We start from the raw sequence: 16840 nt of genomic DNA, 5'->3' as shown, positions 1-16840 counted from the left end.
CCGCCGCGGCTAGCGCAGCGGCGATTCCTGGGTGAGGCTGTCGGCTTCCAGGTCCCCCAGCGCATCCAGGAAGCGCCAGGCAAAGGATCCGGGCCCTTGCGCTGCCCCGCCGGCGCGCTGGCCCGCGATTGCGAAGCACGATAGGGCGGCTATTGCCGCCGCCCAAGGGTCATTCCTGGATACGGCCGCAAAGGCGCCGACCGTCGCGGTCAGCGCGCAGCCTGTGGCCGTGACGCGCGGCATCAGGGGGGATCCGCCAGCAATGCGGACGGCGCGCGTGCCGTCCGTGACGAAATCGGTTTCACCGGTAACGGCCACCACCGTGGCTTGGCGGACCGCTATGGCATGCGCCGATTCCTCCGCCTGCGCGACCGCGTCGCGCGCGTCCACGCCCTGGCTTGCGCTTTGGCCTCCGGCCAGGGCGATGATCTCCGAGGCATTGCCCCGGATGATGGTGGGCCGCAGGTCCAGCAAGCGCCGGACGGCGTCTCGACGAAAAGCGGTGGCGTGATGGGCCACCGGATCCAGCACCCAAGGAATGCCGGCCTCGTTGGCCGAGGCAGCGGTCAACAGCATGCTGTCCAGCCAGGGCGAGGAAAGGGTGCCGATGTTGATCACCACCGCGCCGCAGACGCGCGCAAACTCGGGCGCTTCCTCTTGGGCATGCACCATGGCGGGCGATGCGCCCACGGCCAGCAGCACGTTGGCCGCGGTGTTCATGGAAACGAAATTGGTCAGGCACTGCACCAGGGGCGCGTCGCGGCGCAGCGCTGTGTACAGGTCGCGCGAGACGAGCGCCTGGGCGGAAAGGTCGGGGATGAATGGCATGCCTTGGGCCCTGTCGTGGGAATCCAGGGCGGGCGGAGGGCCGGAGGAGCGGCGGAGCCGGCGGACTGAGGCGCGGCGCGCAAGCGGTTCGGCACCCTCCCTACGCCAGCATTGCCTGGATCAGGTTCAACGGGTTGCCGCGCTGCGTGGGTGTTTGGCCCGCGCCAGCGGCGTCTCAGCCTCTTGTCGAAGCGCCCCGGGTGGATATGGCTATGTTCTGGGCGGGCATCGCGCTTGTCAAGCGCTGGCGTCCGACAGCATGGGTTGGGCGGGCAGGGCGCCGCGCAGGGATTCCAGCAGCACGCGCTTGTTTTCGCGGCTGCGGTAGGCGTGTTCGCGCATCAGGTTTTCGGCACGCACGGCTTCGCGGCGCGTAATGGCGCGCAGCAGGTCTTCGTGATCCGCTTGCGCGCGCAGTACGAACGGCGTTTCCAGCAGGGACGGGGTCGACGGCAGTGTCAGCGCGGCGGGGCCGGCCAAGGGGGTCTTGTTGTTATGTTCCAGCGCCGACAGCAGCGCGCGGTTGCCCGCGGCCTCGCACAGGATTTCGTGGAAGCGGCGGTTGATCTGCCCCCAGGCGCGGGCATCCACGGTGGTGTTGAGATCGCGGCGGGCGGGGGCCAGCAGGGCGCGTCCTTCCTCCACGGCCTCTGACAAGCGGTCCAGTACCTCCTGTGAGGCGCCGCGCTCCGCCAGCAGGCGGGCCGCCATGCCCTCGAGCACCCCGCGCACGTCCACCGCATCGCCGATCTCATCCACGGTGAAGGCCCGTACCCGGAATCCGCGCGAAGGCAGCCGCTCCAGCAGGCCTTCCTTTTCCAGTTCGGTCAGGGCAATGCGCAGCGGGGTGCGCGAGACGCCCAGGCGTGCCGAAAACTGCAATTCGACCACGCGTTCCCCGGGCTGCAGCACGCCCGAAAGCACCATGTCGCGGAGTTCCGAAATGACTTTATCGATTTGTGCGGCCATAGCGAGATGCGGGCTCGTTCCAGTCTATTGGGGCCTTCAGTGTACCGTCAAAATTGCATGCAATAAGGCATAAGAAAATCCATTTGGCCTTGCGATTTATCAAAATTGCATGCAATAATTCGGAAAAACGGCGGTTCTAGTACGAATAAGCCTAGAAATGCATGCAAAGAAATCCATCAATGCATGCCATGTCCGCAAGAGGCACAGGAGACAACATGAAGCTCATCAGCTTCGTTCAGGCAGGCCGCAGCGCCTGGGGCATGTTGCGCGGTACGGAAGTCGTGGTGCTGACGCAGGTTTGGCCCGACATGGTCGCGGCGCTGGAGGCGGGCGTGGATCAGATCGCGCGCGCCGCCGAGACAGAGGGCCAACCCTGTCTGCCCGTGGCCGGGCTGCGTTTGCTGCCCCCGGTGGTGGCGCCGCGCAAGATCCTCTGCGTGGGACTGAACTATGGTCGCCACGTCGCGGAAGCCGGGCGCGAACTACCGGCGCACCCTTCGTTGTTCGCGCGCTTTGCGGACAGCTTCGTGGGTCACGGGGCAGCGGTCTGGAAGCCGCGCGCGTCCGACCGGTTCGACTACGAAGCCGAATTGGCTGTCGTGATAGGCCGGGGCGGCCGCCATATCCCGGCTGAAAATGCGCTGGCGCATGTCGCGGGATACACCTGCATGGCCGAGAACTCCGTGCGCGACTTCCAGAAGCACAACGCGCAGGTGACGCCTGGCAAGAACTTCGAGCGCAGCGGCGCGCTGGGTCCCTGTCTGGTGACGGCCGACGAGATCGGCGATCCATCAGGCCTGGAGGTCATTTCCCGCCTCAATGGCGAGGTCATGCAGCACGGCCAGGTATCCGACCTGATCTTCCCCATTCCCGAGCTGATTGCATACATCAGCAGCTTCACGCGACTGTCGCCTGGTGACGTGATCGCCACGGGGACGCCCGAAGGCGTCGGTTCCAGCCGCAAGCCGCCGCGCTTCATGCGCGTGGGCGACACGCTGGAGGTCGAGATCCCCGGCATCGGGTCATTGATCAATACGGTGGAGCAAGAGCCTGCCATCGACGAACTAGGAGACGCGCATGACTGATGCGCTGCGGTACCTGACGGAACGGGACGTGGTCTCGGTGCTGGACATCCCCAAGGCGATCGATGCCTTGCACGCAATGCTGGTTGCGCAAGGGCGCGAACAAGCGCGCAACCTGCCCAAGGCGTTGGCGACCTGGGGCGACGGCAGTTCGATGCATGCATTGGGTTCTGTGCAGACAGGCGCCGGGGGCTATGCCGGCTTCAAGACCTGGGTACACACCAAAAGCGGTGGCGGTTCGCTGTTCAGCCTGTTCGACGCAGAAACCGGGTTCTTGCGCGCGGTGATCGAGGCGCGTGCCCTGGGCATGCTGCGCACGGCCGCGATCAGTGGGGTGGCCACGCGCGCGCTGGCGCCGGCCGACGCAGCGTGCGCCGCGCTGATCGGCACCGGACCGCAGGCGGTCACCCAACTGGCTGCGCTTGCCGCCGTGCGCAAGTTGCGCCGGGTCCGCATCTACAGCCCCACGCCGGAAAAACGCCGCGCCTTTGTCGCGAGCATGCAAGGCAAGTACGCATTCGATGTCGAGGAAGCGTCCAGCCTGGAACACGCGTTGGCCGGGGCGGAAATCGTTACCTTGATCACGCGCGCCGTTGAGCCCTTCGTGGATGCGGCCATGCTGGCCGACTGCAGGCACCTGAACGCCGTTGGCGCCATCCTGCCGGCCAAGGCCGAATTCGCGCAAGACGTGTTCGAACGCGCCGACCGCGTGGTCGTGGACGACATGGAGAACGCGCGCCGCGGATCGCGGGAACTGCGTGAACGCTTTGGCGCCGAGGGCGCGCCGTGGCAGGACGTGGCGGTCCTGAGCGACTTGCTCGCCGCGGGCGAGAGCCGTCCGCAAGATGCGCGGCTGACGATTTTCAAGGGCATGGGCATGGGGCTGTCCGACCTGGCGATGGCGCGAGTGGTGTACGAGCACGCCCGCGACCATGGCTTGGGCGTGGCTTTGCCGCCCCAGACCCGCGAGAACCTGCTGTTGGCGCAGCCCTGAACCGAATTCGCACAACCAGACAGCCGGCGCCGGGCGCCGGCCGCAAGAGGAGACCACATGTTCGTCGATGTCAGCGGCGCCAGTCCGCGGGAACAAAACAAATGGCAGTCGATCGTCATCCCCAAAGAGGATATCGATCTTGAGATCGCGCGCCTGGCGGATGCGCCCCGACCGGACAACGGCCGTCGCGCATCGCTCATCGTGCACCCCGAGGCGACGGCGCCCGGCCTGGGCCTGGCACCGGGAACGGATGTCACCATCAACGTGGTCAACCCGGGCGAAAGCACCTTCAATCTGCGCAAGAACTCGAACATGCTGGAGATCTGTATCAGCGGCGAGGGCGTGGCCACGGTGGGCGGACGCGACATCCGGGTAGGGCTCTGGGACGTGTGGAACACGCCGGCGATGCAGGTGCATTCGTACCGCAACGAAGGCAAGACGCCGTGGGTCCGCCTGTCGTACTCCAACGCGCCGCTCCTGGAAAAGCTGGAGATCCATTACGTAGAGGAGTTCGAGGGCAGCGTGCCGCCGGCAGACGCTAACACCAAGCCGGTGCCGCCACGCGCGCCCGACGCTGCCCGTTCGCGCGACCTGGCGCTGCGCGAGCAGATCACCCCCGAGGGGGCGTGGCTGTTGGGTTACGAGTGGCTGATCGACATCGACGTACTGGAATCCAAGGCCCTGCACTGGCCCTGGGCCGCGGTGTCGCGGCAGCTGCCCAGCGTCGAGGACATTGCGCGCGGCTACAACGGCCGTCGCCTCTTCGTGCTGTACAACCCGGCGACCGAACGCCGCATCGGCACCACGCACAGCTTTTTCGCCACGATTTCGTCCTCGCCGCCGGATAACCATCACGTGCCGCATCGCCACAGCTCGTCGGCCATCAATTACTACCTGCGTGGCAACGGGTACAGCAAGGTCAACGGCACGAGGCTCGACTGGAAGGCGGGCGACCTGATCCTGTCCGCGCCGGGTTGGGCCATGCACTCGCATCACTCCGGCACGGAAACCACCTCCGCGCTGACCGTGCAGGACCATCCGCTGCAAATCGCCATGGAGTCGCTGATCTGGCAGGAGCGCATGCAGGAACCCATCCTGGCGCTGGGCAGCCAGAGCGGCTTCGAAAGCAACCGCGCGCAACTCGCCGCAGCCCGCTAGGACGCGATTCCCTAGAACCGATATCTGGATCCGCAATGACCATGACCGAGATTTCCGACACCCCGGCGCTGCGTGCGCGCCTGCGGGATTTCTACGACGACTACGCCTACTGCCTGGACGAAGACCGCCTGGAAGACTGGCCGGGCTTTTTCACGGAAGACTGCCATTACCGGGTGCTGTCGCGCGAGAACCATGACGCCGGCCTGCCGCTGGGGCTGATCTACTGCATGAACAAGAACATGCTGCGCGATCGCGTCACCGCCTTGCGCGAAACCACGATGTTCGAGCCGCGTTCGTTGCGCCACTTCATCAGCGGCGTGCGCGTCCTGGAGGTGCAGGGAGACCACATCGTCGCCCAGGCCAACTTCGCCGTGATGGAGTCGCTGTCCGACCGGGAACCCACCTTGAACATGGTCGGCCGCTATCTGGACGTGCTGCGCGCGACGCCCGAAGGCCTGGCATTCAGCCGCCGCGACTGCGTGTACGACAACTACCGCGTTCGCACCTCGCTCATCGTCCCCATCTGAATCCGCCCCGAGGATAACTATCATGACCTGTTCCGACTCTGCCGTGCTGGACGCGCCCGCGGCGGCTCCCATCCATATCGAGCGCCGCTGGCCCAAGGAAGGCTATACGCGCATCCCCAACTGGGTCTACACGGATCCGGCCATCTTCCAAAAGGAAATGGACGTGTTCTTCGGCGGTAAGACCTGGAACTACGTAGGCCTGGAGTGCGAAGTGCCGGAAGTCGGTTGCTACAAGCGCAACTGGATCGGCAACCGCCCCGTGGTCATGGTGCGCAACGCGGAAGGCGAGATCAACGTGCTGGAGAACCGCTGCGCGCACCGCGGCGCGCAGATCTGCTGGCAGAACACCGGCAAGGTGGAGGATTTCACCTGCCCCTACCACCAGTGGAACTACGACCTGAATGGCAATCTGCAAGGCGTGCCATTTCGGCGCGGCGCGATGGGCAAGGGCGGCATGCCGCGAGACTTCGACCCCAAGCAGAATGGCATCCGCAAGCTGCGCAGCGTGAACCGGGGCGGTTCGATCTGGGCCACCTTTGCCGAGGACGCACCCAGCTTCGAGGACTATTGCGGCCCGGAAGTGCTGGCCGAGATCGACCATATGCTGCCGGGCAAGCCGCTCAAGCTGCTGGGCTACAGCCGCCAGTTGATTCCCAGCAACTGGAAAATGTACCTGGAGAACCTGAAGGACCCGTACCACGCCACGCTGCTGCACACCTTCTACATCACCTTCGGCCTGTGGCGCGCGGACTCCAAGTCCGAGTGCATCCCCACGGGCGGCGGCGCGCACAGCGTGATGGTGTCGCACAACGAGGGCAAGAAAAAGACCGAGGCCACCACGGAAATGAGCCGTTTCCGCGATGACCTGGAACTGCTGGACTTGGAAACCGTGACCCCGCGCGCCGAGTTCAACCGCGGCCGGGTGGGCGGCGCCTGGGTTTTCCCGGCCGCGCAGTTCGGCATCCAGGCCAATTCGCTCAAGACCCGCCACGTCATTCCGCGCAGTCCCACCGAGCATGAGCTGGTGTTCACCTATTACGGCTACGAGGATGACGATGAGGAAATGACCCGTCTGCGCCTGAAGCACGCCAACCTGCTGGGTCCGGCCGGCTTCGTGTCGATGGACGACAGCGAAATGCTGAACCAGGTCCAGATCGGCGTCACCGGCTATCCGGAAGAGCGCGGCATCATCGAGATGGGTGGCCGGGATACCGAGCCCGCCGACTACATGGTGACCGAGGTGTTGATCCGCTCCTTCTATGACTATTACCGCAAGGCGATGGGGTTGTAAGCATGGATACCTGGAAACCTGTTGCGATGGTGTCGGATATTTCCGCTGACACCGGCACCCTGCGCGTGGTGCATGAAGGCGAAGGCGTTTGCCTTTACAACCTGCAGGGCGATATCTGTGCTACCCAGGATCGCTGTCCGCATGGCAACGCCAGCCTGGCCGACGGTTACCTGGAGGATGGCACCATCGAGTGCCCGCTGCACCAGGGTGTCTTCGACATCCGCACGGGCAAGCCGCAATGCCCGCCGGTCACGACCGACCTGCGCCGCTACGAGGTGCGGGTGGAAGCGGGCACTGTCTACCTCAAGGCGGAAGCCGCATGAGCCGGCCGGCCCTCCCCATGGGCGAGCTCCGCGATGCGCAGCATGAAAGCGGCGCGGCGAAGGCCGGCGCCATTGTCGTGGTCGGTGCAGGCCAGGCGGGTGGCTGGGCTGCGACGACCTTGCGCGAACGTGGTTATGAAGGTCGCATCGTGCTGCTGGGCGACGAACCGCACGCGCCTTACGAACGCCCGCCCCTGAGCAAGGCGGTGCTGGGCGGCCAGGCCGTGGCGGAAAGTACCGAGCTTTTTTCGGCCGAGCGGCTGGCCTCGCTGCGCATCGAGTTCCAACCTGGCGTGGCGGCGGCGCGGCTGCGCGTGGCCGACAAGCAGGTAGATACCTCGCATGGCGGCGCCGTTCCCTATGACAAGCTGATCCTGTGCACGGGGGGCAGGCCGATCGTGCCCGCGTTGCCGGGCGTCGGCAGGCCCGGCGTGCATGTGCTGCGTACCCGTGGCGATGCGCTGCGCTTGCGCGCCACCCTGGGGCCGGGCCGGCGTCTGGTCGTGGTGGGCGGCGGCTGGATCGGACTGGAAGTCGCGGCGACGGCGCGCCAGTCGGGCAGCGCGGTGACGGTGCTGGAGCAAGGGCCGCGCTTGTGCGCGCGCAGCGTGCAACCAGGCGTGTCGGCGCATCTGGCCGCGCTGCATGCGGCGCACGGCGTGGATGTGCGGCTGAATACCGGATTGCGCGCGGTGCTGGCACAGGCGGACGGCCGTCCGGTGGCGGAACTGGCCGATGGCACGCGCCTGGACGCAGATGCGATTGTCTTGGGCGTGGGCCTGCAGGCCAATGACGAACTGGCGCGCGAGGCTGGCATCGCTTGCGAGCGCGGTGTGCTGGTCGATGCGTATTGCCGGACCTCCGTGCCGGACGTGTACGCCGCGGGCGACGTAGCGGTGCTGGCGGCCGAGGGCGGGCATGCGCGGATGGAGTCCTGGCAGAACGCGCAGGACCAGGGCATGGCCGCAGCCTTGTCTGCATTGGGGCAGGGCGAGCCTTATGCACCGACCGGCGCCGTCTGGTCGGAACAGTATGACGCCATGGTGCAGATCGTGGGCTTCTCGGCCTTGGCGTGCAGCGAAGTACTGCGGCCCCAGGCCGGAAGCCGCGGTTTGCTGTCGGTCGCGTTGGACGCCAGCGGTCGTGTCGTGGCCGGCGTGGCGGTGGACGCGGCGCGGGATTTCCGCCAGCTGCGTAAGTGGATCGCGCAGCGCGCGGCCCTGGACCCGGCGTTGTTGCAGCGGCCGGACGTGCCGCTGGCCAACGCGCAGATCGGATGAGGACCCAAATGGAAAACCCGGTTTTGCTCATGCAGGCCAAGGCGGCCTGTGAAGCGGTGGTGCTGGAATTCTTTCACGCGCTGGATACGCGGCGCCACGAGGCTGCCGCCGCGTTGATGGCCGAGGACGGCGTCTGGCAGCGCCAAGGGCGCCGGCTCGCGGGCCGGGCGGAAATACTGGAAGTTTTGAACGCCCGCGCCGCCGAACGCAGCACCTGCCACATCATCACCAACCTGCGCTTGATCGATCTGGCCGGGGCGCGCGCCACGGTCGGCTACTTCCTGACCGCCTATGAAAGCGTGCCGCAGGAACATGGCGGCGCGCCGCGCCTGGTGTCCATTCGCGAATGCCAGGACGTGCTGGCGGAGACGGACAGCGGATGGCGCCTGGCCGACAAGCGCAGCCGCCGCCACCTCCCGCCCGAACCGATTTAACCCAACGCGCCCGAATCATTCAAAAAGCAGCGGGCGCGTCCCTAGCATTCCTCAGGAGACAAACAGTGAAACCCTCAAGAATATTGCATTGCATGCTGGCGGCCGCCTGTGCGGCCGTCGTGTCTGGCGCCCAGGCGCAGCAGCCCGATTGGCCTGCCCATCCGATCACGCTGGTGGTGCCGTTCGCCGCCGGCGGCGGGGGCGACACGCTGGCGCGCCTGGTCGCAGAGCCGCTGTCGCGCGAACTGGGGCAGTCCATCATTGTCGAGAACCGTCCAGGCGCGGGCGGCAACATCGGCACTTCGATCGCGGCGCGCGCCAAGCCCGACGGGTACACGCTGTCTTACGGCACCAACGGCACGCAGGCCACCAACCACTGGCTATACAAGTCGCCGGGCTATGCGCCATCCGATTTCGAGCCGATCTCGCGCTTTACCGTCATCGCGGCAGCGCTGGTCGTCAATGCCTCGGACGAGCGCTTCAAGACCTTGGCGCAACTGCTGGCCTACGCCAAGGCCAATCCGGGCGAACTGACCTGCGGGTCCGCCGGCAATGGCACGTCCTCGCACCTGGCCTGTGAACTGTTGAACCAGATGGCGGGTACGAAGGTAATGCACATCCCCTACAAGGGCGGCGGCGCGGCCATGACCGATCTGCTGGGCGGACGCATTTCGTTCATGATCGACGTGATGCCCAACGTGTCCGGGCAGATTGCTGCGGGCAAGCTGCGGGCCCTGGGCGTGACGACGCCGGAGCGCGTGGCGTCCAATCCGGACATACCCACGATCAGCGAAGCGGGCGTGAAGGGGTATGAATTCTTCGCCTGGGACGGCTTGTATGCGCCCAAGGGCACGCCGGTCGCGGTGCTGGACAAGCTGAATGCCGCCGTCAACCGCGCGCTGCAGCAGCCCGAGGTACGCAAGATGCTGGAGTCGCGCGGCGCCATCCCTTCGCCCACGACGCGCCAGTCGCTGGCGGAATTTGGCGCGGAAGAGTACGCGCGCCTGGGCAAGGTGGTGAAGGTGGCAGGCGCGTCGATCGATTGAGTGCTTGAGGCGTTTGCGGACAGGGCCGGCGGCAAGTGCCGCCGGCCTTTCTTTTAGCGAAGCACGCGAGCCGCTACCAGGCCATGCGCAAGCGCCCCAGCGCAGGCAAGGCCCCGACCGTCGCCGCGAGGCCGCCCGGAGGCGGCGCGGCCTCGTTGTCCGCCACGCGCCCGTCCGGATCGAGGAAGTCGCTGAGTACGTCATCGCGCAGCCGTATGAAGCGGGGATCGCTGCGGTTGCGGGGATGGGGCAGGTCTACGTCGACGATGCGGCGGATGCGGCCCGGGCGAGGCTGCATCACCACCACGCGGTCACCCAGGAAGACGGCTTCCTCCACGTCGTGAGTGACCAGCACCATGGTGATCTGTTCTTGCTGCCAGATGCGTTGCAACTCGTTCTGCAAGCGCGAACGCGTCAGTGCGTCCAGGGCTCCCAGGGGTTCATCCAGCAGCAGCACCCGCGGACGATTGACCAGGCCGCGCGCGATCGCCACGCGCTGCGCCATGCCGCCCGAGATCTGATGGGGGTAGGATTTCTCGAATCCCTGCAAACCGACCAAGGCAATGTGTGCGGCCACCAACTCCCGCTTTTCCGCTTTTGACAGGGGCGCGTTGCGCAGCGCGGTGGCGATATTGCGCTCCACGTTGAGCCAGGGAAACAGACGATGGTCCTGGAATACGATGCCACGGTCCAGGCCCGCGCCGCGCACTGGTTTGCCGTCCAGGAGAATCTGGCCGGCGTAGTCGTCGTCCAGCCCCAGTATCAGGCGCAGCAGCGTGGACTTTCCACAGCCGCTGGCTCCCACGATGCTGACGAATTGCCCGGCGGGCACGTCGAGATTGATGTCCTGCAGGACTTGCAGCGCCTGCGCGCTTCCATCGGGGCCGGCGTAGCGCTTCTCCACGCCGCGTATGTTCAATTCCTTGCCGAAAGTACCAGTCATTCCTTGCTTTCTCCCTCAGGCGGCGCCGTAGCGGTGCCGCGCCAGCCGGCGCTCCAGCGCGCGGGCCAATGCGTTCATGGACCAACCGACCAGGCCGATCACGAACATGCCGAAGATCACCAGATCCATCTGGAAGTGTTCGCTGCCTTCGATCAGGGTGTTGCCTATGCCGTGGCCGGCCACCAGCAGGTATTCGGCGCCTATCGTCGCCAGCCACGAGTAGATCAACGCCAGGTAGACGCCGGTGAAGATCGAAGGCGCTGCCGCTGGCAGCACCACGTGCAGCAGCGTCTGCCAGCGCGTATAGCCGAACACCCGGGCGACTTCCAGCAGCGTGGTCGGGGTGCTGCGTATGCCGTCGCAGGTGTTGACGACGACGGGTACCAAGGCTGCCAGAGACAGGAACGTCACTTTGGCCACGTCGCCCAGGCCGAACCAGACCGAGATGAGCGGAATCCAGGCAAACAGCGAGATCTGTTTGAAAGTGTTGAAACTGGGGCCGACGATGCGGTTGAACAACGGCAGCAGCCCGAGCAGCGCGCCCAGTATGAGGCCGAGCGCGGTGCCTATGGCAAAGCCGGTGAACTCCCGCGCCAGGCTGGCGCTCAGCGCGCGCCACAACCGGCCCGAAGATATCTGGCTGGCGGCGGTGTCCAGCACTTTTCCCGGCGACACCAGCAAGGGCGTGGACACCCAGTCCAGCCGCGCCAGCGCCCACCACGCCAGGATCGCGGCGGCGGGTAGCACCAAGCCGCGCCATCGGGCCCGCAGCCAGGCGTGGAGAGCACCAGCCTTGGGAAACGAGCGTGTCTGTGTCGTCGTCATGCGTGGACTCCGGTGGACGCCGTGCCCAGGCGGGTCGCGGCCTGTCCGCCGCCTGCGCGGGCTTCGGCCACGTCCAGCAGCTTGTCGATGGCATAGCCGATGGCGCCCACCACGATCACCGCCGCCATGACCAGATCCAGCTGGAACAGTTGCCGGCCGTAGACGATCAAGTAACCCAGCCCTTCGCTGGACGCGACCAGCTCCACCACGACCAGCGACAGCCAGGCTTTGGTGAAACCCAGGCGCAGGCCCGTGAACAGCGTGGGCAAGGCGTGCGGCAGCACCACTTCCAGCACTTGCTGTCGGCGTGTGTAGCCGTAGACGCGGGCCACCTCCAGCAGGCTGGCCGGTGTCTGGCGGAATCCCTGCAGGGTGTTCAGCGTGACGGGTACCAGCGCCGCCTTGGCGATCAGGATGTACTTCAGCGGTTCGCCTATGCCGACCAGCAGCAGCACAAAGGGCAGCCAGGCCAACACGGGAATCTGCACCAGCGCGTTGAAGGTGGGCAGGATGTAGGCTTCCAGTGGCCGCCACAGGCCCATGGCGGCGCCCAGCGCCAATCCCAGCAGGCTGCCGGCCGCAAAGCCGACCAGCACGCGCTGCATGCTGGCCTGCACGTTGAGCCAGAGGTCTCCGCTGCTGTAGAGATCCTGCAAGGTAAGCCAGACGAAATGGGGGGACGGCAGCACCTGCGGCGAAATCCAGCCCCGGGACGCACCGAGTTGCCAAAGGGCGAGCAAGCTCAGGGGCAGCAGCCAGGGCAGCAGGCGATTGCCGGCGCTGCGCAGCGGAGCGAGAGGCGGGCGGGTTGCGCGGTGATGCGTGGAGGGAAACGGCGCGCTCAGGGTGTTGCCGGACATGACGGCTCCTTATCGCGCCACTGCGGCGCTTGCCTGGCGTTCGCCGGACGCGGGCTGGCCTTGCGCATTGAATGCCGTCCAGCGGGTGGAAAGATTGGCCTTTTGCAGCGCGGTATTGAGGTAGCGCGGCTCGAACCAGCCCTCCACGCTGACGGGGCGGCGGATCAGCTTCAGTTTCAGCGCGTCGTCCGCCACCGCCTGGTAGCGCGAGGCCAGGAACTCGTCCAGTAGCGGCGAGTTGCGCACGGCCAGCACTTCGCCATCGAATTCCGCCTGCCAGGAGGCATAAGGCGTGCCGCTGCGCGCCCAGATCTTGAAGAGAGCGTCGCGGTTCTGCTCGTCGGAGGCCCATTGCGCGGCGCGCACGAACACGTCGACCACGCGTTGCACGGCTTCGGGATTCTCTTTTTCGAAGTCGTCGCGCACGAGCAAGGACGCCTGGCGCGTGAACGAGGGATCCTGGCCCTTGGTGGAATAGATGATGCGTGCCAGGCCCTGGTCGCGAAGCTTGAAGTATTCGTACCCGCCGAAAGCAGCATCCACTCCATTTGAGACCAGCGCCGCTTGCGCGCTGCCGGTGTCGAGGTTGACCCCCTTGATGTCGCGTTCGGTCAGCTGGCGCGAGGCCAGTACGTTGATGGCGACCAGATGGCCGTTGGTGCCGCGGAAGATCGACACTTTGCGGTCCTTCAGGTCGTCCAGCGACTGCAATGCGGAATCTTTGGGCGTGGATACGTACAAGTTGTTGCGCACGCCGCTGCCAAGCAGGATGCGGGTCTTCAGGCCATTGGATCGGCCCACCACGGACGGCAGGTCGCCCTGGTAGGCGAAGTCGATCTGCTTGTTGGAGAGCGCTTCATTCACAGCGGGCCCCGCGCCCTTGAAGAACAGCCACTGCACCTCGGTGCCGGTGCCTTGGAAGGCCTCCTCCAGCCAATTGTTGGCGCGCGCGACGCCACCGGGAGATCCGCCCCAGGTGATGGGATCGCCGCCGCCGGCCGTCGCCACGCCAATGCGGACTACGTTGGGCGCGGCCAAGGAGGAGATGCTGACGGCGCACAAGGCAGCGCCCAGCAACAGGCGTGAAATCAGGCTGCGGGAAGAGAGCAGGGTGCGCATGGTCGTTCCGTAAGATGGTGATGGGTTACAGGCCCGCTGCCGACGCGCGCCGGCAGCGGGCAGGACAGTCCACTCGCCGGCTTGCGCCGGCGAGGATCGGGGTGGAGTTACTGGTTTGGCGGAAAGCTCAGGCGGCGCGTTTCTGGGGCTGGGCCTGCAGCTTCTGTTCGATGCGAGTGCCCTTGAAGAATTCGCTGTTCGCCTGCGTGTAGAAGCGGTAAGGGTTGTCGAAGACCAGCGCCTTGAAGTCCTCTGCGGTGATCACCCCGTCTTCGACCAAGTCCCAGCTTTCGGCCAGCGGCTCGGTCAGGTCGGGCACGTCCCAATGGCCGACGTCGGACGACCAGATTGCATTGAGCTTGGTGTGCAGCGGGTTGGCGCGGTCATTGAAAGCGGCGCCTATGTTGCGGTCATCCGCTTCGGAACCGAAGTAGAAGCTGTCCACCCAACGCTTGCGGATGTCCTCCACGCTTTCGATGCCGGCCGCGGCGAAGTCGTCGAGCTCGTCGCCCTCCGGCTCGCGGCTGTGGTGCAGCGCCGACAGGCCCAGGCTGTCGCGCAGCAGGGTCTGCTTGTTGAGTTCGCGCCCGTTCAGCAGTTCGGCGCCATAGCGCTCGAACAGGTCCGCCAGCAGCTCCACATCCGCGTTGGCAGGGTTGTACTGCTGCACGGCGTTGCGGTTGCGCTTTTCCCAGCGGTCCACCAAGTGCGCATACACGTGCGCGCCCCAATCGGCTCCGCCCTCCAGCAAGGCTACGCGCAGATCCGGGAACCGCCGGGTCACGCCACCGAAGAACAGCGCCTTGGCGAAGGCCTGGGAACCATCGGCGAAGTGGCCGATATGGTTGAACATGTAATTGCTGATGGAGTGGCGACCGGTCCAGCCCTGGCTGCCGTAATGAGTCGCCAGCGGTACGCCCAGCTCCACTACCTTGGCCCAGAACGGGTCGTAGTCGTACTCGCTGTCCAGCCCGAAGAAATCCACGTAGGACGCATGCCGCGCGATTTCCGGATATTCCGAAGCCGGGTACTTGTCGGCGATGGCCTTGATCGGCCGGCGAACGCCGCCCGGAATGTTGGCCACTTTCAGCCCGAGCGTTTTGACGGCGAACTCGAGTTCCTCGATGGCTTCCTGCGGCGTATGCAGCGGAATTCCGGCCACCGGCGTCAGGCGGTCGCTGTACTTGCGGTACTGGTCCGCATGGAAATGGTTGATTGCGCGGTGCAGCGGCTGGCGGTATTCGTCGCCTGCGCCCAGCGGCGCCAGCACGTCGTTGGGAAACAGGATGGAGTAGTCCGAACCCTGTTCCTCCAGGCGTTCATACAGCAGTTCCGGCAAGGTGACCGTAGCCAGATCCAGTGTGTTGCGCGTAACCCGCGCCCACCACGGCGAACGCAGCGTGCGGTTGTATTGCCGCTCTGCCGGGGTTTGCTGATACCAGTCCTTGCCCTGGGATTTGGTGGCGAAGCGCGATCCCTGCGTCTTGCGCAGCACGTCCACGAGCTTGGACCCGCCGTAATGCTGGATGTAGTCCTCCAGAACGGGGGCATAGTCGTTGACGTGTACGTCGGTATCGATCACGGGATAGTCCAGCTTCGCCTTGATGGCGGCGGAGCGGGAAGCCTGGGTACGGTGCAGCCGGTCGTTCATGCGGGTCTCCGAGAGTGAAACGGACGCGGCGCCTTGCGGGGTCGGCAAGGCCGGCGCGGACAGGTCACAGTACGGGAGACGGGCGCTGGGCCAAACGACCGATTCGCAATTTCTATCTGAGTGATGTGCTTATGAACGGCACGCCGGGGACGGAGACTTCAGTTCGAGGCCTGCTTGGAGAAATCCCCCCGCTCCAGAACGAAGCTGGTTGCCACGCCGAACACCACGCCCCAGAAAGGGGCGCCGATGCCAAACAGGGGCAGGCCGCCCAGCGTCACGAGGAAAGCGATCAGGGCGCCAAGCGTGAAGTGTTGGCGGAACGCGGTATGGAAGGCGCCTTGCAGAATGCGCAAGAGCGCCAGCCCCGCAAGCGTTGCCACGAAGGCTGCGGGCGTTGCCAGCAGCGCTTGCGTGACCAGGGGCGAGAACAGTCCGAACACGATCACCATCACACCCAGGAAGATCGCGGCAAGCCAGTGCCGCGATGCGTTGGCGCCCGAGGCAATGATGGCGTTCGACGGGCCGGCCAGACAGGTGGACACGCAGCCCAGGCAAGCGGTCAGCGCCGAGAACACCCCACAGGCATTGGTGATGGCATTGACCGGAGGCCGGTGCAGCGAATTGCGCAGCACGGCTATGCCCTGCGCGTTCTGCACCGCGATCACGGTAACGGCCAGAGGCAGGACCAGCTCGAATGCAGCGGCCCAGGAGAACGCAGGCGCGTGGAACTGGGGGCTGGCGACCGAGGTCGCCAGCGTGATGTGTTCCAGGGCGGGCGCTCTGCCCATGATGACCAGCGCGCACACTCCGGCGATCAAGGCGCCAATGATGGGCGACAGCCTTTTTTGCACTGCCGGGAAGAACGAGACCAGGAAGAATGTGGCGGTCATTGCGCCAGCGAGCCAGGGATCGGAAGCAAATGAGCGAATCCAGTCCAGCGCGAAACTGAGGAAAACCCCGGCGACCATGCCCATGACGATGGGCATGGGTATGCGGTCCATGATGGCGCCCACCCATCCTGTGAGTCCCAGCACCAGCATGAGCGCCGCGGTCAGGAGATAGGCGCCGATGACCTCGGAGAAGGGCAGATGCTGCAGGGCGCTGGCCACGAGCACCGCGCCGGGAATGGTCCAGAGAAAGGCTAGCGGTTGCCGGTAGATGGCCGACATCACGATGGTGAGAGTGCCGTTGAGCACGAAAGCCGCGAAGATCCATGAGGCCAGGTCGGCCTGGCTGAGGCCGCCCTTTACGCCTGCGCTCAGGATGATGGCGACGGGGGCGGATGCGGAGAACAGGAACGCGACAAAGGCGTTCGTCAGCTCGGTCGCGGGGAACGAGGATGGGGAGGCTGGAATCGCGTTTTGCTCAGCCATGGGTCCGCCCGCAAGGGAGTGGGTCACGACTGCTGAAGAAGAGGAAGAATGATTCGGGCGTCATTGCGGATCCGCTTTGCGTATTGGGCAGTAGGCCATGCTGTTCCCGGCGTCTCGCCGAGCCCTGCAATCATAGC

The 16840-nt window shown here is 65.7% G+C and carries 17 protein-coding genes and 1 riboswitch; of the genes, 9 read left to right on the top strand and 8 right to left on the bottom strand.

Annotated features, from left to right (window positions below):
* Positions 1 to 9: 9 nt before the first annotated feature.
* Both thiM and VCS63_RS16480 read right to left on the bottom strand, forming a co-directional pair.
* Entirely contained in the window at positions 10 to 828 is an 819-nt protein-coding gene (thiM, locus tag VCS63_RS16485) for a hydroxyethylthiazole kinase (RefSeq protein WP_323880430.1), read from the bottom strand.
* A gap of 79 nt (positions 829 to 907) precedes the next feature.
* A riboswitch (TPP riboswitch) is annotated at positions 908 to 1037 on the bottom strand.
* Positions 1038 to 1065: 28 nt separating this feature from the next.
* Entirely contained in the window at positions 1066 to 1797 is a 732-nt protein-coding gene (locus VCS63_RS16480) for a GntR family transcriptional regulator (RefSeq protein ID WP_042794043.1), read from the bottom strand.
* 215 nt (positions 1798 to 2012) lie between these two features.
* Between VCS63_RS16480 and VCS63_RS16475 the strand changes: the two genes are divergently transcribed.
* The 9 genes from VCS63_RS16475 to VCS63_RS16435 all read left to right on the top strand — a co-directional run bounded on the left by VCS63_RS16475 (position 2013) and on the right by VCS63_RS16435 (position 9932).
* Complete coding sequence (locus VCS63_RS16475; protein WP_063642448.1) at positions 2013 to 2882, top strand: fumarylacetoacetate hydrolase family protein; 870 nt, start codon at positions 2013 to 2015, stop codon at positions 2880 to 2882.
* Positions 2875 to 3873 carry an ornithine cyclodeaminase family protein gene (locus VCS63_RS16470; protein WP_278485064.1) on the top strand — a complete coding sequence of 333 codons (999 nt, stop codon included), beginning with the start codon at positions 2875 to 2877 and terminating at the stop codon, positions 3871 to 3873. The genes VCS63_RS16475 and VCS63_RS16470 overlap by 8 nt, the downstream gene beginning before the upstream one ends.
* Before the next feature lie 57 nt (positions 3874 to 3930).
* Complete coding sequence (locus tag VCS63_RS16465) at positions 3931 to 5031, top strand: cupin domain-containing protein (RefSeq protein WP_323880427.1); 1101 nt, start codon at positions 3931 to 3933, stop codon at positions 5029 to 5031.
* 35 nt (positions 5032 to 5066) lie between these two features.
* Positions 5067 to 5558 carry an aromatic-ring-hydroxylating dioxygenase subunit beta gene (locus VCS63_RS16460; protein WP_042794040.1) on the top strand — a complete coding sequence of 164 codons (492 nt, stop codon included), beginning with the start codon at positions 5067 to 5069 and terminating at the stop codon, positions 5556 to 5558.
* Positions 5559 to 5580: 22 nt separating this feature from the next.
* Complete coding sequence (locus VCS63_RS16455; protein WP_063642450.1) at positions 5581 to 6849, top strand: aromatic ring-hydroxylating dioxygenase subunit alpha; 1269 nt, start codon at positions 5581 to 5583, stop codon at positions 6847 to 6849.
* A gap of 2 nt (positions 6850 to 6851) precedes the next feature.
* Positions 6852 to 7172, top strand: coding sequence for a non-heme iron oxygenase ferredoxin subunit (locus VCS63_RS16450; RefSeq protein ID WP_042794038.1), 321 nt, complete (start codon positions 6852 to 6854; stop codon positions 7170 to 7172).
* Between the two features lie 17 nt (positions 7173 to 7189).
* A complete protein-coding gene (locus VCS63_RS16445) occupies positions 7190 to 8452 on the top strand; it encodes an NAD(P)/FAD-dependent oxidoreductase (protein WP_175202272.1) in 1263 nt (420 codons plus the stop codon).
* 8 nt (positions 8453 to 8460) lie between these two features.
* Positions 8461 to 8886: a nuclear transport factor 2 family protein gene (locus tag VCS63_RS16440; protein ID WP_063959938.1), complete on the top strand. Its 426-nt coding sequence runs from the start codon at positions 8461 to 8463 to the stop codon at positions 8884 to 8886.
* Between the two features lie 92 nt (positions 8887 to 8978).
* Positions 8979 to 9932, top strand: a complete 954-nt coding sequence (locus tag VCS63_RS16435) for a Bug family tripartite tricarboxylate transporter substrate binding protein (RefSeq protein ID WP_063642453.1) — start codon at positions 8979 to 8981, stop codon at positions 9930 to 9932.
* A gap of 73 nt (positions 9933 to 10005) precedes the next feature.
* Here VCS63_RS16435 and VCS63_RS16430 read toward each other — a convergent pair whose 3' ends face one another.
* From VCS63_RS16430 to VCS63_RS16405, 6 genes are all read right to left on the bottom strand, one after another.
* Positions 10006 to 10875: an ABC transporter ATP-binding protein gene (locus VCS63_RS16430; RefSeq protein WP_063642454.1), complete on the bottom strand. Its 870-nt coding sequence runs from the start codon at positions 10873 to 10875 to the stop codon at positions 10006 to 10008.
* Between the two features lie 15 nt (positions 10876 to 10890).
* Positions 10891 to 11700 carry an ABC transporter permease gene (locus VCS63_RS16425; protein ID WP_063642455.1) on the bottom strand — a complete coding sequence of 270 codons (810 nt, stop codon included), beginning with the start codon at positions 11698 to 11700 and terminating at the stop codon, positions 10891 to 10893.
* Positions 11697 to 12560, bottom strand: a complete 864-nt coding sequence (locus VCS63_RS16420; RefSeq protein ID WP_323880425.1) for an ABC transporter permease — start codon at positions 12558 to 12560, stop codon at positions 11697 to 11699. The genes VCS63_RS16425 and VCS63_RS16420 overlap by 4 nt, the downstream gene beginning before the upstream one ends.
* 9 nt (positions 12561 to 12569) lie before the next feature.
* Positions 12570 to 13679: an ABC transporter substrate-binding protein gene (locus tag VCS63_RS16415; protein ID WP_323880423.1), complete on the bottom strand. Its 1110-nt coding sequence runs from the start codon at positions 13677 to 13679 to the stop codon at positions 12570 to 12572.
* Between the two features lie 127 nt (positions 13680 to 13806).
* A complete protein-coding gene (locus VCS63_RS16410; RefSeq protein ID WP_042794034.1) occupies positions 13807 to 15330 on the bottom strand; it encodes an amidohydrolase family protein in 1524 nt (507 codons plus the stop codon).
* 158 nt (positions 15331 to 15488) lie between these two features.
* Complete coding sequence (locus VCS63_RS16405) at positions 15489 to 16703, bottom strand: benzoate/H(+) symporter BenE family transporter (protein ID WP_323880421.1); 1215 nt, start codon at positions 16701 to 16703, stop codon at positions 15489 to 15491.
* Positions 16704 to 16840 lie beyond the last annotated feature (137 nt).

This window comes from Achromobacter sp. D10, from assembly GCF_035282245.1.
Classification (GTDB): Bacteria; Pseudomonadota; Gammaproteobacteria; order Burkholderiales; family Burkholderiaceae_B; genus Achromobacter; species Achromobacter insolitus.
This window is presented reverse-complemented; position numbering and strand designations above follow the sequence as displayed.